The organism is Pseudomonas sp. AC463 (assembly GCF_979253585.1).
Genome location: NZ_CEEDDZ010000002.1, coordinates 375,661 through 397,855, shown reverse-complemented (window position 1 = coordinate 397,855; position 22,195 = coordinate 375,661). Strand labels below are relative to the sequence as shown.

Sequence of the window (22,195 nt, the reverse complement as noted above, 5' to 3'; positions counted from 1 at the left end):
CGAGTGGTGGGGCGAGGACCTTTTGGTTACTTTTGGGTCCTTCCAAAAGTGACCCGCTGTAAGAGCGGAACCATAAGCCGCCGTTACCTAAACAACGGATATACACACAACTCAAACCCCGGCAAACCGCTCCCGCTCGGACTCATACAAAGGCCGGACCAAAGCAAACTCCCGATCAATCTGGTCCACCAAATCCCCAAGGTCCGCCGTCACCTCAGACGACTCCACCTCAAGCCGCTGACACAACTGCGCCAACCGCACCGCCCCCAAATTCCCGCTGCTACCTTTAAAACTATGGGCAATCCGCCCCAAAGCCGGCGCATCCCCCCGCGCCTTGCGCAACGCCTCGACCCGCTTCTGGGAGTCATCAAGAAAGGTATCCAGCAACTTGGGGTACTCGCCTTCCATGACCTCCTGCAAACCCGACAACACCTCCGGGTCCATATGAATCTCTGCCACTTGCTCGCTCCTTGATCAAGAATCGGCGGATTATGCCAGACCCCCCCAGCAAAACTCCACGCAGACGCTACGCCCGCCGTCCGACCAGCGTACATCGCTGCTCAACTGACGCACCAGGCTCAGCCCCCGGCCAGACAGACGGTCGATATCCAGCGGTCGGGCCAGCACCTGCTCCACGTCAAACCCCGGGCCGCTGTCTTCCAGGCGCAAGCTCATTTTGCCGCCCGATGGCGTCGGCACCACCTCCACATGCACGCGCAAAAACCCCGTGTTCAATAGCGCCAGGCGGTCATTACGCTGACGGTAATACTCGGCAAAACCTTGAGCATCGCGTTTGAGCCGCGAGTCCAGGCCCAGCACGCCATGCTCCAGCGCATTGGAATACAGCTCGGCCATCACACTGTAGAGCGCCCCGCTCTGCTCACGCAGCCCATGAATCTCCAGCAGCAGTTGCAGCAGGTAGGGCAGCGGGTTGTAGCGCTTGAGGGTTTCGGCGCGAAACTCGAAACTCACCGACCAATCCAGCGGGCACGACTGGCCGCTGTCGGCATACAGCGGCCCGGTGGCGCGCAGCGCCTGGCCGTCCTGCAGGGTGATTTCGACCATGCTCACGTCATCGCGCACTTCACCGCGAAACGCCGCCAGGGCTTGCTCGATGTCTTCGAACAGGCGGTTCGGCTCGCGGTTGGCGGCGAACACCTGCTGCAAACGCTCGGCGCCAAATAGCTGGTCATTCGCGTCGGCGGTGTCCAGCACGCCATCGGAAAGCAAAAACACGCGGTCACCCAGCGCCATGGGCCAAACTTCGGTGCGGTCATCAAACGCCTGCGCTGACAGCACGCCCAAGGGCAAATGCCGCGACTGCAGCGACGTGCGTTTGCCGGTGGCAACCTCATGCACATAGCCATCAGGCATGCCGCCGTTCCACACCTCCACCACCCGCCGCTGGGTGCTCAGGCACAACAAGGTGGCGCAGCAGAACATGTCCACCGGCAGGATACGCTTGAGCTTGGCGTTCATCTCGCGCAGGGTCTGCGCCAGGCCGTAGCCCTTGGCGGTCATGCCGTAGAACACTTCTGCCAGGGGCATGGCACCTACCGCTGCCGGCAGGCCATGGCCGGTAAAGTCGCCGAGCAGCACATGCATGTCACCGGAGGGCGTGTACGCCGCCAGCAGCAGGTCACCGTTGAACAGCGCATAGGGCGACTGCAGGTAACGGATATTCGGCGCGGCATTGATACAACCGGAATGCGCGACCTTGTCGAACACCGCCTTGGCCACGCGCTGCTCATGCAATAGATAGTCATGGTGCTTGGCAATCAAGTCGCGCTGCTGCAACACCGTGGCTTGCAGGCGGCGCAGGCGGTCCATGGCGTTGATCTTCGCCGCCAGGATCAGCTGGTTGTAGGGTTTGGGCAAAAAGTCATCGCCACCGGCATCCAGACACTGGGCCAGCGCTTCGCTTTCGCGCAGGGAGGTGAGGAAGATGATCGGCACCAGCTCTTCACCGGCCAGCTGCTTGATCCGGCGCGCGGCCTCGAAGCCGTCCATCACCGGCATCAGCGCGTCCATCAACACCAGTTGCGGACGCTCGCGGGTGAACACCTCCACCGCTTGCGCGCCATTGCTGGCGGTGAGGACCTGATGGCCCTGGCGGCGCACGATGGTCGACAGCAGCAGCAGGTCGGCGGCGCTGTCCTCGGCGATCAGGATGGTCAGCGCTTCAAGCACGGGGGCCAGGGCGCTCAACTGATGTCGAACAATTTGTCGAAGTTGGAGATAGCGAGGATCTTGCGCACATCGGAATTGCTGTTGACCACCCGCACATCCGCACCATCACCGCCGGCATGGTCACGCAGCAGCAACAGCATGCCGAGGGCAGAACTGTCGAGGTAGGTGGTTTCTTTCAAATCCACCACGATGGCATCGGGCCTGGAGTCGATACGTTCGTAGGCTTCACGGAAGCACTGGTGGCTGCTGAAATCGAAGCGTCCCTTGATCAGGATCGTCAATTTTTTCCTGTCTTCGGATATTTCAGAAACGACTGACATGCGACTGCTTCCTTGTCATTGGCAATGTGCAACAAGGTTTAGCAGGTGAACCGACTGTGGGCAACACCACATTTAGAACTGTGACTGGCGCGGAAGTCGCTGGGAAAGCTCATCCAGCAGCTTTTGTTCGCGCTTGTCTTCAATCGCGCGGGCTTCGTCGATGTAGCGCTGCACCAGCTTGCGCAAGCCTTCGACGCGGGCAAAGGCTTCCTGCCAGCTCTCGCGAGCCTTGTCGAGGTTGTTCTGGTGCCAGGCCAGGCTCTGGCGCTGCTGGCCGACGGCGGTTTCCAGCTGGTTGAGAAAGCCCTGGTAACCCATCAGCCACTGGCCCGACACGCCTTTGGTGCCGCGCTCGATCCATTGCTCCTGGTATTCGGCGCGAAAGCGCTCGAGGTCGCCCAGCTTGCTTTCGGCCAAGCGCACTTGGCCCTGGAAATAACCCAGGCGCTGCACCGCGGTTTTCTCGGCCTTTTCGGCCATGTCCACCACTGGGGCCAGGCGTGAAGAGCGGGTGCTGGCCATGGCTTAGCCGCCTGGCGCCGGGGCGAAGATCGAGCCCAGGTGCGCTTCGCTTTCACCCATGCTGATCTTGTCGTTGAGGCCCTGGCGCAGGTAGGTCACCAACTGCGGTTGCAGCGCGATGGCCAGGTCGGTTTCGCGGTCACCGCCGGCCACATAGGCGCCCACGCTGATCAGGTCGCGGCTTTGTTGATAGCGCGACCACAACTGTTTGAAATGCTGCGCGCGGGCCATATGCTCCGGCGTGACCACCGCCGGCATTACCCGGCTGATGGACGCTTCGATATCGATGGCCGGGTAATGCCCCTCTTCCGCCAGGCGCCGCGACAGCACGATGTGGCCGTCGAGTACGCCCCGCGCCGAGTCGGCAATCGGGTCTTGTTGGTCATCGCCTTCGGACAACACGGTGTAGAACGCGGTGATCGAACCGCCGCCCGCCTCGGCGTTACCGGCACGTTCCACCAGCTTGGGCAGCTTGGCGAACACCGACGGCGGGTAGCCCTTGGTCGCCGGCGGTTCGCCGATGGCCAGGGCGATTTCCCGCTGGGCCTGGGCGAAACGCGTGAGCGAGTCCATCAGCAACAGGACGTTCTTGCCCTTGTCGCGAAAATATTCGGCAATACGCGTGCAGTACATGGCGGCGCGCAAACGCATGAGCGGCGCGTCATCCGCCGGCGAAGCGACCACCACCGAACGCTTGAGGCCTTCTTCGCCGAGGCTGTGCTCGATGAACTCCTTCACCTCGCGACCCCGCTCGCCGATCAGCCCGACCACAATAATGTCGGCCTCGGTAAAGCGCGTCATCATGCCCAGCAACACCGACTTACCTACACCGGTACCGGCAAACAGGCCCAGACGCTGGCCGCGGCCGACCGTCAATAAGCCGTTGATGCTGCGAATGCCCACGTCCAGCGGCACGCTGATGGGGTTACGGTTGAGCGGGTTGATGGTGGGGCCGTCCATCGGCACCCAGTCTTCGGCTTTCATGCCGCCCTTGCCGTCCAGCGCGCGACCGGCGCCGTCGAGTACGCGGCCAAGCATGCTCATGCCCATGGGCAGGCGGCCGGTGTCGGCCAGCGGCACCACGCGGGCGCCGGGGGCGATACCGGCCAGGCTGCCGACGGGCATCAGGAAAATCTTGTTGCCGGAAAAGCCCATCACTTCGGCTTCGACCTGCACCGGATGGTAGCTGTCGTCGTTGATCACCATGCAGCGGCTGCCCATGGCGGCGCGCAGGCCTTCGGCTTCGAGGGTCAGGCCGACCATGCGCAGCAGGCGCCCTTCGAGGATCGGCTGGGCCGGCAATTCGGTGGCCTCGACGTAGCCGCTCAGGCGCTTGGCGAAGCTGGTGCGGTCAAGGCGCATCGGGGGCGTCCAGGTCCACGCTCAGGTCCGGCTCGGCCGGGTTCAACACCTGTTCGTGCACTTGATCGAGCAACTTGGCCATGATCTGGCTGATGCGGGTTTCCACCGTGGCATCGATGCGGCTGTGTTCGGTTTCGACGCGGCAACCGCCGGGCTGCAGCGCCGCGTCCTCGACAATGCGCCAGGTTTCTTCATGGCGCTCGCGCAGGGCTTTGACCTGTTCGAAATCCTGCGGATTGATGTACAGCCGCACATTGCCGACGCCCAGGGGCAGCAGCTTGAGGGCTTCGCGCATCACGCTTTCGATATGGCTGGAGTCGAGCACCAGCTCGCGCTGGATCACCTGGCGAGCGATGTGCTCCACCAGGCCGACCATGGATTTTTCGATCTGCGAGTCCTGCTCGGCGATGGGGTCGAACAGCGTGCCCATCAGGCGTTCCAGGCTGGCCAGCTTGACGCTCAGGGCCTCCTCGGCTTCCTGGCGCACCTTGAGGGTGGTGGCGCGAAAACCGTCTTTTTCGCCGGCGGCAAAGCCTTCGTTGTAGGCCTCCTGGCGGATGCTTTCCAACTCTTCCAGGGTCAGTGGCTGGACTTCGTCCAGCGGCACTTCTTCCATTTCTGCCGGTAGTTCCTCAACCGGCTCCGGCTCAGGCTCGGGCACATGCGGGTCGAAGCTGGGCAACGACCAGATGTCGAACCCACCGACGTCCCGTGCGCGAATCAGATCGCTGGGCGCCTCATCTTTGTTCGACATGAGGGGCGCCTTAGATCATTTCTTCGCCGCCCTTCCCACCGAGAACGATTTCTCCGGCTTCGGCCATACGGCGGGCAATGGTGAGGATTTCTTTCTGTGCGGTTTCCACGTCGCTGACGCGCACCGGGCCTTTGGCCTCGAGGTCGTCGCGCAACAGTTCGGAGGCACGCTTGGACATGTTCTTGAAGATCTTCTCTTTGACGCCTTCGTCCGAGCCTTTGAGGGCCAGCACCAGCACGTCGGAGGACACTTCGCGCAGCAACGCCTGGATGCCACGGTCGTCGACATCGGAGAGGTTGTTGAACACGAACATGAGGTCTTCGATCTGGCCGGACAGGGTGTCGTCGATCTCGCGGATCGAGTCCATCAACTGGCCTTCGACCGAGCTGTCGAGGAAGTTCATGATGTCCGCCGCGCGCTTGATACCACCCAGGGTGGTGCGCGAGGCATTCGAGTTGCCGGAGAACTGCTTCTCCAGAATCGTGTTGAGTTCTTTCAGGGCCGCTGGCTGCACAGTGTTCAGCGACGACACGCGCAGGATGATGTCCAGGCGCACTTTATGGTCGAAGTGGCCGAGCACTTCACCGGCCTGGTCGGGGTCGAGGTACGCCACCACAATCGCCTGGATCTGCGGGTGTTCGTAGCGGATCACGTCGGCCACGGCGCGCGGCTCCATCCACTTGAGGCTGTCCAGCCCGCTGGTGTTGCCACCCAGCAGGATGCGGTCGATCAGGCCGTTGGCCTTGTCTTCGCCCAGCGCCGAGGTGAGCATCTTGCGGATATAGCTGTCGGAGCCGACGCCCAGGCTGGTCTGGTCGCCGACGATCTCGACGAACTCGCTCATCACCTGCTCGACTTGCTCGCGGTGCACATTGCGCATTTGCGCCATGGCCACGCCCACGCGCTGGACCTCTTTGGGGCCCATGTGGCGCAGCACTTGGGCGGCGTCGGTTTCACCGAGGGACAGCAGCAAAACTGCGGCTTTGTCGACCTTGGTGAGCTTGGCAACAGCGGCTCGATTATCACTCATCTGCGTTGATCCACTCTTTCACGACCTGGGCCACACGACCCGGGTCTTCTGCCACCAGACTTTTGATTGCGTTCAGCTGAGCGTCGTAACCTTCGCTCGGGCTAGGCAACAGGATGCTTTGCGGGCCGCCGAGGCTCACACGGTCGTTGGCCAGTTCGCCATCCAGACCGCCCATGCCACCCAGCTCGACGTCGCTGCCACCGAAGGCGGCGAGTTGTTTCTTGCCATTGCCGGTGATGTTGTTGAGCACCGGGCGCAGCACGCCGAACACCAGCACCAGGATGAACAACACACCCAGCACTTGCTTGACGATGTCCCAGAACCACGGCTGGGTGTAGAACGCTGCTTCGGCGATCACTTCGCCACGCTCGGCGGAGAACGGCATGTTGATCACGCTGACGCTGTCACCACGGCTGGCGTCGAAACCGACGGCGTCCTGCACCAGGCGAGTGAAGCGCGCCAATTCGTCGGCGCTCCACGGGGCACGGGTGACGGCGCCGTCAGCGGCATTGACCTTGACCTGGTCATCGACCACCACCGACACCGACAGGCGATTGACGCGACCCTGTTGCTGCTTGGTGTGGCTGATGGAACGGTCGAGTTCGAAGTTCTTGGTCGACTGGTTACGCTTGTCGGCCGGGTACGGGGCGAGCATTGGCTGGCCGGTGGCCGGGTCCATGATCTGCTGGCCGTTGGCGTCCAACAGTGGCTGGCCAGGCTGGATCGCGCCAGCGGTGGCGGCGGCGCCGCCGGTGGTTTGCGGGGCCGAGGCCGGCGCCGGTGGCTGGTTGCTCAGGGCCCCCGGCACACCTTGCGGGCCGTTGCTGGCGGTGCGTTGTTCGCTGGTGGACTGCTCGCTGCGCAGGGCGGGCTGGTCCGGGTTGAACTGTTCGGAGGTCGATTCGACCGCACTGAAGTCCACATCGGCGGACACTTCAGCCTTGTAGCGGTCGTTGCCCAGCACCGGTTGCAGGATGTTGTGCACACGCTGGGTGAGCATGCTTTCCATGCGTCGGCTGTAATCGAACTGCTTGCCGGCCTGGGTCAGCGCGGAGTTTTCGGCCATGTCGGAGAGCAGGTTGCCCTTCTGGTCGACCACGGTGATTTGCGATTTGCTCAGCTCGGGAACACTGGTGGCCACCAGGTTGATGATCGCAAGCACCTGGCCAGGCTCCAGGGAGCGGCCGGAGAACAGCTCAACCAGTACCGAGGCGCTTGGCTTGCGCTCGTCGCGCACAAACACCGAGCTTTTCGGGATGGCCAGGTGCACGCGGGCACCCTTGACGTTGTTCAGGCTGGAGATGGTGCGCGCCAGTTCGCCTTCGAGGCCACGACGGTAGCGGGTGGCTTCCATGAACTGGCTGGTACCCAGGCCCTGGTCCTTGTCGAGGATTTCGAAACCGATATTGCTGTCGGACGGGGTCACGCCGGCGGCCGCGAGCTTCATGCGCGCACGGGCCACGTCGTCAGCCTTGACCAGCAGAGCGCCGGAGTTGGGCTCCACGGTGTAGGCGATGTCGGCAGCGGCCAGGGTTTCCATGATCTGCTTGGAATCCATGCCGGCCAGGCTGCCGTACAGCGGCCGGTAATCCGGTTGCTGCGACCACAGCACCACGGCAAAACCAATCGCCACGCTGGCAGCCAGGCCGACCATCAGGCCCACCTGACGCAGCATGGTCATTTCCGAGAGGTTTTCCAGGAACGACAGGCCAAACAGCGGCGGCTTGCCGTCTGTCTTGGCGGGTACGTTATCCACGACTGCTTCTGCCATGACTTAAATCTCGTCCTTAAACCGGCATCTGCATGATGTCTTGATAGGCTTGAACCAACTTGTTACGCACTTGGGTCAATGCCTGGAACGAGACGCTGGCTTTTTGCGAAGCGACCATCACGTCGGTGAGGTCCACGCCGCTTTTGCCGATCTCGAACGCGTTGGCGAGCTGGCTGGAGGCTTGCTGGGTGTCGCTGACTTTGTTGATAGCCGAACCGAGCATGTCGGCAAAACTGCTTTGGCCCAATTCCGGCGCCTGCGCGACGGATTTCGGTTGAGCCATGGCATCCATTTGCATGGAGCGCATATCCAACATCAACCGATTGAACTCAATACCCTGGCTCATGACCTTCTCTCTCCGGCAACACGCAAATTTTTGACACTAGGCAGCGATTACTAGGGGAGGTAGCAACAAGGGTGCCAGCTCTGTATCAACTCGTAAGAAAAGGCGACAAAGGTTGTCGACCTTGTTACCGGTTGTTATTACCGGTGGTCAGGTGGCGAACAGATACGCTTCCACATCCATCCCGGCATCGCGCATCTGCGCCAGCTTGTAGCGCAGGGTGCGTGGGCTGATGCCCAAGCGTTCGGCGGCCTCTTTGCGGCGGCCGCGCTCGGCGCGCAGGGTGTCGATGATCATCTGGAATTCGCGGCGGCGCAGATCGTCGCCCAGGGCACCGGCCGATTCGGCTTCGGCCACCACCGGCGCAGGCGCCAGGGTGGGGAGTGGCGCGGCGCCGCTGCCCATGGCCAGGCAGAAATCCTGGGGCTGGATCAGGCCGCCCTGCTGCAAAATCAGCGCGCGCTGGATGGCGTTGTCCAATTCCCGCACATTGCCCGGCCACGGGTAGCTGATCAGGCAAGCCTGGGCCTCGGCCGATAGCCGCGCCTGGGCGTGCTTCATTTTTTTGACGTGGTTGTTCAGCAGGCGCTCGGCCAGCGGAATGATGTCCGCCGGGCGTTCGCGCAACGGGCGCCAGGCCAGCGGGAACACCGACAGCCGGTAGAACAAATCTTCACGGAAGCGCCCCGCCGCTACTTCACCGGCAAGGTCGCGGTTGGTGGTGGCGACCACGCGGATGTCCAGCTGGATCGGCTTGCGTGCGCCGACGCGCTCAACCTCACGCTCCTGCAGCACGCGCAGCAATTTGGCTTGCAGGCCCAGGGGCATTTCCGAGATTTCATCCAGCAATATGGTGCCGCCATCCGCCTGTTCGAACTTGCCCGCCTGGGCCGCGATGGCGCCGGTGAACGAGCCTTTTTCATGGCCGAACAGCGTGGCTTCGAGCATGTTGTCGGGGATCGCCGCGCAGTTGATGGCGATAAACGGCTGTTTGGCGCGGGTCGATTGCTGGTGGATATAGCGCGCCAGCACCTCTTTACCGGTGCCGGACTCGCCGGAGATCAACACGGTGGAATCGCTGCGCGCCACGCGGGCGGCCAGTTCGAGCAATTGCGCACTGGCGGGCTCGAAGGCAATCGGGCCCTCGCCTTCACTGGCCGCGATCACGCCGAGGGCATGCCGTGCTACCAGTTCGATCAGCGCCTTGGGCTCGAAGGGTTTGACCAGATAATCCGCCGCGCCCTGGCGCATGGCATCCACCGCGCGCTCCACGGCGCCATGGGCGGTCATCAGCAACACCGGCAGTTGCGGCTGGCGCGCGCGCAGCAGGCCGAGCAACTGGTGGCCGTCCATGCCAGGCATGTTCACGTCGCTGACCACCAGGCTGAAGGTTTCCTGCTCCACCGCCTCCAAGGCGTCCTCGGCAGAACCGACCGCCCGGTAGTCATGGCCCGCCAACAGCAGCGTGTCAGCCAATGCTTCACGCAGGGCGCGATCGTCTTCCACCAACAGAACCTTGATAGCCATTACTTTTTTACTCCGCGCTTGCCGCGCATGAAAACAGCGGCAAGGTCATCAATGCACAAGTGCCACGCCCTACACGGGAATGCAGCTGCAATTCTCCCTGATGGGCACGGGCCACGGCCTTGACCACGGTCAGCCCGAGGCCGGTGCCGTTGGTCTTGGTGGTAAAAAACGGCTCGCCCAGACGTTGCAGCACGGCAGGGTCGATGCCGCTGCCGCTGTCGCTGATGCACAGGCGCAGGGTTTGCCCGCGGTTGTACAGGTGCACCTTGAGCCGCGCGCCGGGGCCGCTGGCCTGGGTGGCGTTTTCGATCAGGTTGAGCAGCGAACCGACCAGGGTGTCGCGGTTGCACAGCAATTCGCCGAGGTGGCTGTCGCACTGCCAGCGCACCTGGACATCTTCGATATGGGTGGCGGCAGCCGCTTGCAGGGCCTGCATCAGCTCGGCCGGGGTGAGGCGGTCGGTGAGCGGCAATTCGCCACGGGCAAACACCAGCATGTCACGCACCTGGTGCTCCAACTCATGCAGGCGCTCCTTGAGGCGGCCGGCAAATCGCTGGTGGGTGGCGGCGGGCAATTGCTCATCAGTCAAATGACTGGCGTAGATCAACGCCGCCGACAGCGGCGTGCGGATCTGATGCGCCAGAGAAGCGACCATGCGCCCCAGCGACGACAACCGCTCATGCCGTGCAAGCTGGTCTTGCAGGTGACGGGTTTCAGTCAGGTCGTTGAGCAGCACCAGCTGGCCCGGTTCCGCGTCCAGGGAACGGGTGGCGATGGACAAGCGGCGGCCGTCTTTCAGGGAAATTTCATGGCCGTCGTCTTCACGCGGCGCAAAGCAGCGGGTGATGACGTGGCGCCACAGCTCGCCTTCCAGCGGCAGGCCGAGCATGTCGCAGGCAGCCGGGTTGGCTTCGCGCACGCGGCCCTCTTCATCGATGACGATCACGCCACCGGGCAACAGCGACAGCAGGTTTTGCAGACGGTTGGCCAGGCGTTCTTTCTCGGCCAACTCTTCCATGCGCTGGGCACTGACCACCGCCAGCTCACCCTTGAGCTCGGACACCCGCGCTTCGAGCAGGCTGTAGGAGTCAGTCAATTGGCTCGACATCTGGTTGAACAGCGAAAAGGCCGTTTCAAGGCCCTGACGGCTTTGCTGCTCTACAGACGGAAGAAGCCCCGGGATGGCAGGGCTGGCGGATTGTTGGGCGGCGTGGGGCATCATGCTCTCTCGCTGGCTGACCGTCAGTTAAACGGAACGTTGCGAGGGCTGTAGCAATACCCGTGCCGAAAAAAAACCGCTGATAAATCAGCGGTCTTTGGAATCAGGCGTCAATCATCTGCCTGTTCATCGCCTTCACGGCGGCTCATGCCGTACTTGCGCATCTTCTCCACCAGGGTGGTGCGGCGGATGCGCAGGCGCTCGGCGGCACGGGCGACGATGCCGTTGGCGTCGTCCAACGCCTGTTGAATCAGGCCTTGCTCGAGGTTGCCGAGGTAGTCCTTCAGATCCAGGCCTTCGGGCGGCAGCATCGCGGTGGAACCGAAGTCCGGAGTGTGGCCGTTGATGGCCACGCGCTCTTCCATGTCGCTGCGCAGGCTGTCGACAAGTTGCTCGTCTTCGTCGTCGACATAGCGGAATTTCTTCGGCAGCTCGACCACGCCGATCACGCCGTAGGGGTGCATGATCGCCATGCGCTCCACCAGGTTGGCCAGCTCGCGGACGTTGCCCGGCCAGCCGTGGCGGCACAGGGACATGATCGCGGCGGAGTTGAAGCGGATGGAGCCGCGCTTTTCGTGTTCCATGCGCGAGATCAGCTCGTTCATCAGCAGCGGGATGTCTTCCACGCGCTCACGCAGCGGGGCCATCTCGATTGGGAAGACGTTGAGGCGGTAGTACAGGTCTTCGCGGAAGCTGCCCACCTCGATCATGCTTTCGAGGTTCTTGTGGGTGGCCGCGATGATGCGCACGTCGACGCTCTGGGTCTTGTTGCTGCCCACGCGCTCGAAGGTGCGTTCCTGCAACACGCGCAGCAGCTTGACCTGCATCGGCAGCGGCATATCGCCGATTTCGTCGAGGAACAGGGTGCCGCCGTTGGCCAGCTCGAAACGCCCGGCACGGCTGGTGATCGCCCCGGTAAAGGCGCCCTTCTCGTGGCCGAACAATTCGCTTTCGAGCAGCTCTGCCGGGATCGCCCCGCAGTTGACCGGCACAAATGGCCCGTCGCGGCGCTTGGAGTGGTAGTGCAGGTTGCGCGCGACCACTTCCTTACCGGTGCCGGACTCGCCGAGGATCAGCACGCTGGCGTCGGTATCGGCCACTTGCTGCATCATCTGGCGCACGTGCTGGATCGCACGGCTGGTGCCGACCAGGCTACGGAACAGGTTGGGTTCGCGGTGGCGACCGCGCTCGCGGGCCTGGTCGTACATCTCGCGATAGACCTGGGCGCGGTGCAGGGAGTCGAGCAATTTGCTGTAGCTGGGCGGCATTTCCAGGGTGGAAAGCACGCGGCGGCGCTGGTCTTCAGGCAGGTCGACGGAAGAAATATCGCCCATCAGCAACACGGGAAGGAACTCATCCCAGGTTGACAGTGTCTTTAACAAGCCCAAAACAGCGCCAGGAGCGTTTACCGTCCCGATCAGCACACAAATGACTTCACGGCTCGATGACAATGAGCTGACCGCCTGCTGCCAGTCATGGCTGCCGCAGGGAAGATTTTCTTCGCCAAGAAAATTCAAAATCACCGCCAAATCGCGGCGGCGGACGCTATCGTCATCAATCAGCAGAATTTTGGTTTCACGCCACATGCAATAGCAACTTCCCTAGTCAATCGCTCTGCCCAGAGTGAGGGCAATCGAGACGTCTGTAAGACTTCTTACATTAAGAGACGTCTGAAATCTGAAAACAGCACTAGTTAAGTCAAAAAAACTCGCGCAGTCAAATTTATGGCGCGCATTCGGATTAACTGAGCCAGTTCAGCCGAACAGATGGTAAACCTTTGACGCGTTTTTCGCTTGGTTGATCTGCGACATCTCTTCGAAAATCGCCTGGCGCTCGCCAGTCGTCACTTCCAAAAGCTGCTGATACACCGCCAGCAAACTCTCCAGCTTCTCACGCAACGCATCCTCGTCCACCGGCGCCTCGCTGAGCACCTGCTCGATCACGTCGCGACAGCCCAGATCCAGCTCGCCGATGGCGTCCCAGTTACGGTCCGCCAGCGCGCCCATCAGCGCCTCGCGGGTTTCATCAATGCGTTGCAGTGCTTGGCTCATGACATATTCCTCAAGGCCCTCGGGCCCTTCTCTGCTGCGCCTTACTCGGTTACAGCCTGTGGCGCGGCGATAGCATCCCAGCCTTCTTTCACGGTAATCAGCAAACGCGCGACTTCGTCGATCATGTCGGCGTCGTTGTGCAGGTTGGCTTCCATCAGACGGTTGGTCATGTAGGCGTACAGACTTTCCAACTGCTGGACGTAAGCAGGGTTATCACTCTTTTCTGCATCCAGGCCGTCACGCAGGCCGATCACGATGTCGATGGCCTTGCCGAGCATCAGGCCCTTGGCCGCGATGTCACCACGCGCCAGCGCGCCTTTGGCCTGGGCCATGCGGTCGAGCCCGCCTTCCATCAGCATCTGCACCAGGCGGTGTGGGCTGGCTTCAGAGATCTGAGCATGGGAATTGACCTTCTGGTATTGGCGAAGGGCTCTCATGGGATTCATGTTTCTACCTCGTGACAGGCGACAGCGAAAAGGATTCTAGTAACCAATATGTCGACGGGTTCGCAAAAAGCTTTAGCGCCAGTCGTCTTGGGATAAAAAAAGGCCAGGCAGGTTGCCTGGCCTTTTTGGTCAGCCGTGGATCAAGTATTGGTCTTGACGTTGTTCAAGGCATTGAGCGTGGTCATGACGCTGGTGCTTTGCTGGCGCAGTTGGGCGACCAGGGTGTCCATGGCGTTGTATTTGGCCGACAGGCTGCTGGTGAGCAGGGTCATACGCTCGTCGAGCGAGGACTGCTGCTTGGTCAGGTCCTTGAGGGTGTCGGACAACGATGTGGAGCGTGTTGCCAGGATGCCAGTGCTCGTCTTGGCGAAATCATCCGTGGCGCTTTTCATGCGCGCCAACATGCCATCCTTGCCGGAAAACATGCTGCTGATGTCGGCGGCGTTGGTTTTAACGGCCGCATCCCACTTTTTATCGTCCAGTGTCAGCAACCCGGTGCTCGAGCTGGTGCTCACACCAAATTGCGCCAGGGACTTCAACGTACCAGTGCCCGACAGGGCATTGAACTCGTTGCGGATCGCATTCTGCAGCGAGCGCATAGTCGAGTCGCCGGTCAGTGCTGCCGCCGTGGTGCTACCGTCAAGGTTGGTGGTGACCTTGGTTTCGGCGTTCATCGCAGTGATCAGGGCGTTGTAGGTATCGACAAAGCCTTTGACCCCGGACTTCAGGGCTGCGTTGTTGGTGCTGACCGTAATCAGCGTGGCGTTCCTTACGGCGTCTACACCACCTGTATCGCCAGCCGTCGTCAGTGCAGAAACCGACACCAGCTTGATGTTCACCCCGCTGAGGGCGCCTTCAATGCTGTTGGTCTTGGAAACGGATTTGACACCATCAATGCTGTACAGCGCATCCAACGGCTTATCAACCACCGTCGCGCCGGTGTCCAACCCGGAAGTGCCCGACAGCGTCAGGTCCGAGCCCGTACCCATGGTGGTCGAGGTCAGGATCAGCCGCGAGCCGTTGGAGTCAGTCTGGATGTTGGCACTCAAGCCCGAGGTGCCGAACTGGGTGTTGATCGAGTCACGCACCTGTTGCAGGGTCGCACCGGCGGGCACGCTCAGGTCGTAGCCCTTGCCCGACTGGGTAATGGTCAGGGTCGTCGGCTTGTCGGTGGCGTTTACCACGGTGGTTGCACCACCGGCGTAGTTTGCACTCGACAACTTGGACGCCTGCGCCAGCTGGCTCACGATCAAACGGAAACTACCGTTGGAGGCCGTGTTGCTGGCCGTCATGGTGGCGACCTTTTCGTCCGAAGAAGAGCCGGTCAAGCCAGTGAAGCTGTTGCCCGTGGACATGGTGTCCAGGGCGCCACGGAACGCATCCAGCGCCGCCTGAATCTTGCCGATCGAAGACAGCGTGGTGGTCGCTTTCGCGGACGCGGTATTGATCTGCGTCTGCTTGGGCACCTTCTCGGCGTTGACCAAGGATGTCACGATCGCTTGCGTATCGATGTTCGAACCGATACCACTTACCGTTGAACCCGCCATCATCTATCTCCTGTTCGGTGGCTGCCGTTATCTTGACTTATTACGCCTCAAGCCACGACAGCAACAAGTTTCATGCCAGCTCAGGCCTTGTCGTCAAACAACAAGTTGCTTGCGCTGGAAAGGTTCTGTGCCAGCTTCAATGCTGTTTCCGACGGAATCTGGCGAATCACTTCACCATTGTCGGTATTGATGACCTTGACCACCACACGGTGGGTGGAATCATCAATCGAAAAATCCAGGCTGCGCTGAGTCGATTGTACAAACTCACGCATATCGGTAACCGCTTTTTCCAGGTCCGCGCGCTCCGGCTGCTTGCCGATGGCGGGTGCTTCCTGGACGGTGTTAATGCTTTTGTCGGCTGCCACCTGAGCAGGTGCGCTTTGAGGTGCAACCGGCTGATAAGACTGGTTCAGCTTTACACTCATGTCCATGTCAAATCTCCTCTAAACCGAAAAAACGGAAGGGCACGTAGACGCGCCCTTCCGTTAGTTACCAAGCGCTGGAATTACTGAAGCAGTTTCAGTACAGCGGATGGCAGCTGGTTAGCCTGCGACAGGATCGCGGTGGAAGCCGACTGCAGGGTTTGTTGCTTGGTCAGCTCGGCGGTTTCGGAAGCGAAGTCGACGTCCTGAACGGTGGAACGTGCAGCGGTGGAGTTCTTCTGAATGTTCTGCAGGTTGTCTGCAGTGGTAGTCAGACGGTTCTGGGTAGCACCCAGGCCCGAACGAACGCCGTCGATGGTGCCGATGGCCTTGTCGATTACAGCCAGGGCGTTCTGTGCCTTGGTAGCGTCGGTCACGTCGGTTTGAGCAACGGTGGTCTTGGTCGAAGCAGCTTCGGTGGCAGCACCGGCAGCGAACAGACCGGCAACACCAGCGCCAGCCAGGGAGTAGCCTTTGGCGGAGTCCAGCGACACTTGACCGGTAACGATCAGGTTGTCGGCCAGGGCAACGGCAGTACCGTAAGCGCCTGCACCGTCTTTAGCAGCAACAGTTACCGAACCAGGAGCAGTCGAGCCGCTGACCACGATGTTTTCACCGGTGTCGGACTTCACTTCCAGAGTCTTTTTGCTTTCGTCGTAGCTGACGCTGATACCCAGCTTGGCGGCGTTGGATTTCAGTTGGTCGGCCAGGCCGGCTTGGCTGGTCACACCTTTGAAGTCAACGGCAGCACCGCCAACGGTCAGGGTAAACGAGGCAGGAGCCAGTTTGGCGGCAGCTTCGTCTACAGCGAACTTGGCTTCGGTGCTGGAAGTTGCAGTCAGGCCACCGATGATGCCGTTCAGGTTGCTGGCGATGGTTTTAGCCGAGTCACCTACACCGGCAGTGTAGGTACCGGTTTGGCCGTTACCCGTTACAACGATGTCGCCTGCAACAGTACCGGTGCCTGGAGCGATGGCAACGCTTTTCAGCTGCTGGGAGCCGATGTTGTTGGCCGAAACGTTTTCCAGGCTCAGGTTGATGGTTTCGTTAGCGTTGGCGCCAACCTGGATAGCTTTGGTACCGTACGAACCGTCCAGCAGCTTCTGGCCACCGAAAGTGGTGGTGGTGGAGATACGGGTCAGTTCCGAAGTCAGAGCCTGGTATTCGTCGTTGTTCGACTTACGGTCGTCAGCGCTGAGGGAGCCAGTAGCGGAGGACAGAGCCAGGGTACGCATTTTTTGCAGGATGTCGGTCGAAGCCTGCATCGCGCCTTCAGCGGTTTGAGCGATGGAGATACCGTCGTTCACGTTTTTTACTGCTTGGCCCAGGCCGTTGATTTGGCTGGTCAGGCGGTTAGCGATCTGCAGGCCGGCAGCGTCGTCTTTAGCGCTGTTGATACGCAGGCCGGAAGACAGGCGCTGCATGGAAGTGGCCAGGGCGCCGCCAGCTTTGTTCAGGTTACCCTGAGTAGTGATCGAAGCAATGTTGGTGTTTACTGTTAAAGCCATGACGAAATCCTCGTTGGATGGATACTGCGGCTTCCGGCCCTGGCAACCGCCGGGTGTGGCCTGAGAACCTACGTAATAGTTATCGTCGTGGTGGGCAGTTGCTTGAGGATTTTTTTGATTTTTTTTACTGGCGCCGTGCCACCCCTTGCAATTCAAGGGTTTACGTCAGCTCAAAACCCCGCATTCATTGGCTTTTCTGGCGCCAAATAAAAAACGCCGATGATCGTTCGATCATCGGCGTTTTCGCTTGCAACCTATTAAGGTGTTACGGGCGATAGAGAATCGCCGATCCCCACGACAGGCCCACACCAAAACCGCTGATGGCCACGCGCTTCCAGGTGGCGTCCATCACGTGCTTTTCCAGCAGCAGCGGAATGCTCGACGACACGGTGTTGCCGGTCTCGACCATGTCCTTGATGAACTTGTCCACCGGCGCATCTTCAAAGCGGCGCGCCACGGCGTCGACAATCGCCGCACTGCCCTGGTGAATGCAGAACGCATCGATCTCATCGGCCTTGAGGTTCGATTCGTTGAGCAGCTCGTGCAAGTGCGCCGGCACTTTAAGCAGTGCGAAGTTGAAGACCTGGCGGCCGTTCATGAAGAACACGCCGTCGCTGACCTTCAAATGCGGGGCGCCGGAGCCGTCGGTGCCGAACTTCGACTTGCCCAGCAGCCACGGCGCGTCTTCGCCCATCCAGGTGGCGGTGGCGGCGTCGCCGAACAGCATGGTGGTGTTGCGGTCTTCCGGGTCGACGATCTTCGAATACGGGTCGGCGGTGATCAGCAGGCCGTTTTTCAGGCCGGCGGCTTCCATGAAGCCCTTCATCGCGTAGATGCCGTAGACATAGCCGGAGCAGCCCAGGGAAATATCAAAGGCGGCGACGTGGGTCGGCAGGCCGAGTTTGTCCTGGACGATCGCGGCGGTGTGGGGCAATCCCTCTTCGTCGCCGTTCTGGGTGACGACGATCAGCGCGTCAATCGATTCGCGCTTCAAATCCGGGTTGTTGGCAAACAAAGCGTTGACCGCCTCGACACACAGATCGGAGGTTTCCTGCGCAGCTTCCTTGCGCGGCAGGAACGCCGAACCGATCTTGCCAATGATGAACTCTTCATCCTTGGCGAATTTGGCACCCTGGGCGTAGTTATCGATCCCGTCTGCCGGCACGTAACTGGCGATGCTTTTTATGCCAATCATTGTGGCTTCCCAATACTAAATAGCTGGAGAACACCCCGAGGGCTACGCCCGGGGTGCTGACAATAAAGGGGGGTAACCCCATAAAAAATTTCGCTGAAAGCCGCCCTGCACGGACCCTGTGACGACTTATCCTTTTCACACGATACAGTGAAGATGCGCTTTATGACTCACAGGTCACTCAATTGTGTGTGGTTTATGCAAAACCTTCAAACAATTAAACCCCGCAAATGCAAACGGCCCAGCCTGTTTCCAGGCTGGGCCGTTTGCGGTAACGCTGCTTACATCTTGTTGAACAGGCTCAACTGCGAGACTTTCACAAACGCCAGCTGCGAGGCTTCGAGCATGGTTTGCTGCAAGGTCAGGTTGATTGCCGCCTCACCCATGTCGATGTTGGCTAGGTCGCTCATGGTGGTCTTGTTGGCCAGGCCGACACTGGTGTTTTCGCTGGCCTGCACGTCGAGGGCGTTCTGGCGCGCGCCGATCGAGCCGCGCACATTGTCGACCTGGTCGGACGAATTGGTCAGGTTACTGACCGCCGCGTTCAAGGCGTCCTGGAGCTTCACGCGCGCCCCCGGGATACCGTCTGCCGGCAGTTCCAACGCCCGGCGCAGTTGGCCCAGGGTGTCGAGGGCGTTCTGGGTTTTCTGGGTGGTGTTGCCCACCGCAAACTGATCGCCGCCGTTCGGCGCGCTGCTCAGTTGGAAGGTGACGCCCGCCGCAGTGATGGTGTCCTTGGCTGGCGGTGTGCCGGCGACGACCGCGCCAGTGTCGATCGGCTTGCTGTTGGCGGTATAGGGCTGGGCATACACCTTGTACTGCGTCGCGTCGGTGTCGTCGAACTTGATCAGGATGCCGCTGTTGCCAGGAAAGGTGCTGGCATAGTCAGCCGAGCTGCTGACCGTCGCGCCAACCAATTGCGTCGCCGAGGTATTGCTCGCGGTGCGCGAGACGTTGAACGCGTCCGGCTTGGCGTTCAGGCTGAACTCACGCCCTGCCACCAGTGCATCGGCATTCGGCCCAGTGGAGGTGTCGGTCAGGTCGACGGTGATATCGAACTTGACCCCGCGCACGTTGATGCTGGCGCTGCCTTCCTTGGTGGAATCGAACGTGCCATTACCTGGGAGCTGCGAGGTAATGTCGTTGTTGTCCTTATCCCTCACCACGTACTGCGTGCTGCTGGTGAAGGTCACCTTGTACGGCTGGCCGTCGGCAAACTGCTTGGTGTAGTCGATGCCCGACGTGACCAGGCCTGCCGAGATCGCGACCTTGTGGTCATCCACCAGCGGCGGCGAAATCGCCGGCGCCACCGGGCCAGTTGCCGGCGCAATATAGTTGGACTGGGTGCGACTGGTGTTCACCGCCCCTTCCAGGATGGTCTTGCCGGTGTCGCTGGTGCGCACATTCAGGGTCTCGGACACCTGCAGGCTCAGCTCGTTTTCATCACCCTGGTAGCTGTAAGTACCATCGTTATTGCGCGAGTACGGCGGCGTGTCGGTCTTGGAACCGGAGAACAGGTAGTTGCCGGCCGAATCCTTGCTGTTAAGCAACCCAAGCAGCTGATCTTCCAGGGCGCCCACTTCGACCGCAATCGACTTGCGGTCAGCATCGCTGGTCACGCCGCCCGCGCGCAGGGCCAACTGGCTGCCGGCCTGGATCGTGGTGCTGATCGCCGTCAGCACGCTCTCTTCGTTGGTCAGCGTATTTTGAATGCTGGTGATATTGCCGCTGTACTGGGCCAGCATGTCTTTCTGCTGTTGCAGCATCAGCAGGCGTTGCGCGGCAACGGGATCATCGGCAGCGGTCTGCACACGCACGCCGGAACTGGCCTGCTGCTGGGCCTGCACCACACTGGAATAGTTGCTCTGATACTTGCTGGCACTGGTGTCGAAATACTGCTGAGTAGAAATGCGCATCGTCCCAGACTCCCTTAAAGACTATTGATCAGCGTACTGAAGGTTTCTTGCGCAGCCTTGATGATCTGCGACGACGCGGTGTAGTACTGCTGGAACTTGATCATGTCGCCCGCCTCTTCGTCCAGGTTGACCTGGGACACCGAGTTGCGCGCGTTCTTGTTGGCCGTCAACAGCGCGGTGGTGGCCGTGGTGTCGGTAGCGGCCGCAGCCGCCTTGGCGCCGACGGTCGAGACCAACTTGCTGTTGGCGCCTACCAGGCTGGTGCCGCCAGTGCCATCTGCCGCCACACCCACCGTCGCCTTGGTTTGCAGGTTGATCAGCTGCTGGGCGTTGCGGTTGTCGGACTTGCCGGTGGCATTGAACGAAAACGAGGTGCTGTCGCCGTTGGTCGGCGAACCGGCCACCGTGGTGTCGAAGCTGAAGCTCTTGGCCGGGTTCAACAGTTCGCCATCCGCGCCACGCATCGGCACGTTGATGGTGATCTTGTTGGCCTGCCCCGGCACGATGGTGCCCGTGCCGATCGGGTCGCCCTTGGCGTTGCTGAGGGTATAGCTCTGCGTGCCATCGGCCGCGGTGTCGCCGAAGACCATTTTCACCGGCATCGAATTGGCGATGCCAACGCGCAGTTGCGCGGCGTCGGCGCCACCCTCGATATCGATTGGCACGGTCAGGGTCGGCGGCGTGAACGTGCCGGTGCCCTGGTTGGTCTTGCCCGCCTCGCCCTGCAACGGCCCGGCAAACGCAATCTTGCTCGGGTCGGTGAGCACGGTGCCGATTTCCTTGGCGCCGTTGGCGGTCGGGCTGACCTTGAAGCTGTCACCGGCCGACACGCCCAGCGCGCCGTTGTTGACCGCCAGGGTAAACCCGTCGATGACCGGCGGCGGCGTGGTGCTCAGATCGTAGGTACCCATGGCCTTGCCGTCCGAACGCAGCACGGTGACCTTGTTGAGGTCGGCGGCATCGTTGAAGGAGACCTTGTAGTCGAAGTTGGTCAGCTTGCTGCTGTCCGCAATCGTCACGCCCAGGCTTGCGTCGCCCTTGTTGCCTTGTGCCGCCTGGCTGCGCAGGGCCACGGAGGCTGCGTTGTTGATGTCCTTGAACATCGACGCGCCGAACTCACCGTTCAGGTCTACGCCCTGCCCCAATTGGCTGTTGATTGCGTCGGCGGTGACGATGGCAATCCGGCCCAGGTCGTTGATCGCCGGCATCAGCACGTCGCTGCGATAGCGCATCAGGCCGCCGATGCTGCCGCCGCTGACCACATTGGCCAGGTCGAGCGCGGTGCCGCCCGGCATATTGAGCTGGATGGTGTACTGGCTGGTGTCGCTGCTGCTCGGCACGGCGGAAATCGTGTTGGAGCGGTCACCCAGCACCAGGGATTGCCCGCTGCCGGTGCTGACGCTGAACACGCCGTTTTGCTCGGTGGCGGTCACGCCGATCAGCTCATTGAGCGAACGCACGGCTTCGGCGCGCGCATCCAGCAGGTTGGCCGGCGTAGTGTTCGACGAGCCCTGCACCTGGTTGATCTGCTTGTTCAGCGACGCAATCGAGGAGGTCAGTTGGTTGACCTGATCACTCATGGAGGTCAACTGGCTGTTGATGGTTTCTTTCTGCTGGCTCAACTGGGTGGAGATCGAGTTGAAGCGGTTGCTCAAGGTCTGGGCGTTGGTCAGCAGGATCTGGCGCGCCGAGGTGTCGCTCGGGTTGGCCGACGCGGTCTGCACAGCAGCGAAGAACGAGCTGAGGACGGCCGACATGCCGGTGGTCTTGTCCGACAGGGTCTTGTCCACGGCGCTGACCTGATCCAGGTACGCGGCCGCATCGCTATTGAGCGAGGTGCTGTTCTGGTAGGCGGTGTCCAGGTACTCGTTGTACACCCGGCGCACGTCGGCCAGGGTGGTGCCGCTGCCGATGAACACGCCGCCATACTGGTTCGACGCGTTGGCACTCTGCGTGGTCTGCTGACGCGAATAACCGGCGGTATTGGCATTGGCAATGTTGTTACTCAAGACCGACAACGATCCTTGAGCGGCATTGAGCCCTGACATCCCGATACTGAGCAAACTCATGGTTCA

The 22,195-nt window shown here is 61.1% G+C and carries 20 protein-coding genes; all 20 read right to left on the bottom strand.

Translation table 11 applies throughout. From position 1 onward, the window contains the following. Positions 1-111: 111 nt before the first annotated feature. Complete coding sequence (locus tag AC0IYH_RS04030) at positions 112-459, bottom strand: Hpt domain-containing protein (protein WP_116626202.1); 348 nt, start codon at positions 457-459, stop codon at positions 112-114. Between the two features lie 30 nt (positions 460-489). Then, positions 490-2,208: an ATP-binding SpoIIE family protein phosphatase gene (locus AC0IYH_RS04025; protein ID WP_471833013.1), complete on the bottom strand. Its 1,719-nt coding sequence runs from the start codon at positions 2,206-2,208 to the stop codon at positions 490-492. Beyond that, the gene (locus tag AC0IYH_RS04020) at positions 2,205-2,510 is read right to left on the bottom strand and encodes an STAS domain-containing protein (RefSeq protein ID WP_471833012.1); all 306 of its coding nucleotides are present in this window, start codon (positions 2,508-2,510) and stop codon (positions 2,205-2,207) included. The genes AC0IYH_RS04025 and AC0IYH_RS04020 overlap by 4 nt, the downstream gene beginning before the upstream one ends. Positions 2,511-2,582: 72 nt before the next feature. Next, complete coding sequence (gene fliJ / locus AC0IYH_RS04015; protein ID WP_101272330.1) at positions 2,583-3,032, bottom strand: flagellar export protein FliJ; 450 nt, start codon at positions 3,030-3,032, stop codon at positions 2,583-2,585. A 3-nt stretch (positions 3,033-3,035) separates the two neighbouring features. Next, positions 3,036-4,394, bottom strand: a complete 1,359-nt coding sequence (fliI, locus tag AC0IYH_RS04010) for a flagellar protein export ATPase FliI (protein WP_116626199.1) — start codon at positions 4,392-4,394, stop codon at positions 3,036-3,038. Then, the gene (fliH, locus tag AC0IYH_RS04005) at positions 4,384-5,148 is read right to left on the bottom strand and encodes a flagellar assembly protein FliH (protein WP_122772307.1); all 765 of its coding nucleotides are present in this window, start codon (positions 5,146-5,148) and stop codon (positions 4,384-4,386) included. Before fliH ends, fliI begins: the two co-directional genes overlap by 11 nt. A gap of 10 nt (positions 5,149-5,158) precedes the next feature. Next, positions 5,159-6,178, bottom strand: coding sequence for a flagellar motor switch protein FliG (gene fliG / locus AC0IYH_RS04000; RefSeq protein WP_010563975.1), 1,020 nt, complete (start codon positions 6,176-6,178; stop codon positions 5,159-5,161). After that, positions 6,171-7,949: a flagellar basal-body MS-ring/collar protein FliF gene (gene fliF, locus AC0IYH_RS03995; protein WP_116626197.1), complete on the bottom strand. Its 1,779-nt coding sequence runs from the start codon at positions 7,947-7,949 to the stop codon at positions 6,171-6,173. The genes fliG and fliF overlap by 8 nt, the downstream gene beginning before the upstream one ends. Positions 7,950-7,965: 16 nt before the next feature. Further along, positions 7,966-8,295, bottom strand: coding sequence for a flagellar hook-basal body complex protein FliE (gene fliE, locus AC0IYH_RS03990; protein WP_116626196.1), 330 nt, complete (start codon positions 8,293-8,295; stop codon positions 7,966-7,968). 147 nt (positions 8,296-8,442) lie between these two features. Next, the gene (locus tag AC0IYH_RS03985; RefSeq protein WP_471833011.1) at positions 8,443-9,819 is read right to left on the bottom strand and encodes a sigma-54-dependent transcriptional regulator; all 1,377 of its coding nucleotides are present in this window, start codon (positions 9,817-9,819) and stop codon (positions 8,443-8,445) included. A 7-nt stretch (positions 9,820-9,826) separates the two neighbouring features. Further along, positions 9,827-11,038 (bottom strand): sensor histidine kinase, encoded by a 1,212-nt coding sequence (locus AC0IYH_RS03980; RefSeq protein ID WP_471833010.1) that lies wholly within the window; start codon positions 11,036-11,038, stop codon positions 9,827-9,829. A gap of 110 nt (positions 11,039-11,148) precedes the next feature. Next, positions 11,149-12,624 (bottom strand): sigma-54-dependent transcriptional regulator, encoded by a 1,476-nt coding sequence (locus AC0IYH_RS03975; RefSeq protein ID WP_116626193.1) that lies wholly within the window; start codon positions 12,622-12,624, stop codon positions 11,149-11,151. Between the two features lie 168 nt (positions 12,625-12,792). Then, positions 12,793-13,089, bottom strand: a complete 297-nt coding sequence (fliT, locus tag AC0IYH_RS03970) for a flagellar protein FliT (protein WP_101272335.1) — start codon at positions 13,087-13,089, stop codon at positions 12,793-12,795. A gap of 41 nt (positions 13,090-13,130) precedes the next feature. Then, entirely contained in the window at positions 13,131-13,535 is a 405-nt protein-coding gene (fliS, locus tag AC0IYH_RS03965) for a flagellar export chaperone FliS (protein WP_101272336.1), read from the bottom strand. A 140-nt stretch (positions 13,536-13,675) separates the two neighbouring features. Further along, positions 13,676-15,082, bottom strand: coding sequence for a flagellar filament capping protein FliD (fliD, locus tag AC0IYH_RS03960; protein ID WP_471833009.1), 1,407 nt, complete (start codon positions 15,080-15,082; stop codon positions 13,676-13,678). A gap of 80 nt (positions 15,083-15,162) precedes the next feature. Then, entirely contained in the window at positions 15,163-15,513 is a 351-nt protein-coding gene (locus tag AC0IYH_RS03955) for a flagellar protein FlaG (RefSeq protein ID WP_471833008.1), read from the bottom strand. A gap of 74 nt (positions 15,514-15,587) precedes the next feature. Then, positions 15,588-17,012 (bottom strand): flagellin N-terminal helical domain-containing protein, encoded by a 1,425-nt coding sequence (locus AC0IYH_RS03950; protein WP_471833007.1) that lies wholly within the window; start codon positions 17,010-17,012, stop codon positions 15,588-15,590. Positions 17,013-17,277: 265 nt separating this feature from the next. Then, positions 17,278-18,207, bottom strand: coding sequence for a ketoacyl-ACP synthase III (locus AC0IYH_RS03945; RefSeq protein WP_116626189.1), 930 nt, complete (start codon positions 18,205-18,207; stop codon positions 17,278-17,280). Between the two features lie 278 nt (positions 18,208-18,485). Beyond that, positions 18,486-20,120 carry a flagellar hook-associated protein 3 gene (locus AC0IYH_RS03940; RefSeq protein WP_471833006.1) on the bottom strand — a complete coding sequence of 545 codons (1,635 nt, stop codon included), beginning with the start codon at positions 20,118-20,120 and terminating at the stop codon, positions 18,486-18,488. Between the two features lie 14 nt (positions 20,121-20,134). Continuing rightward, on the bottom strand, positions 20,135-22,189 hold the full coding sequence (flgK, locus tag AC0IYH_RS03935; protein ID WP_116626187.1) for a flagellar hook-associated protein FlgK: 2,055 nt from the start codon (positions 22,187-22,189) through the stop codon (positions 20,135-20,137). Between the last annotated feature and the right edge of the window lie 6 nt (positions 22,190-22,195).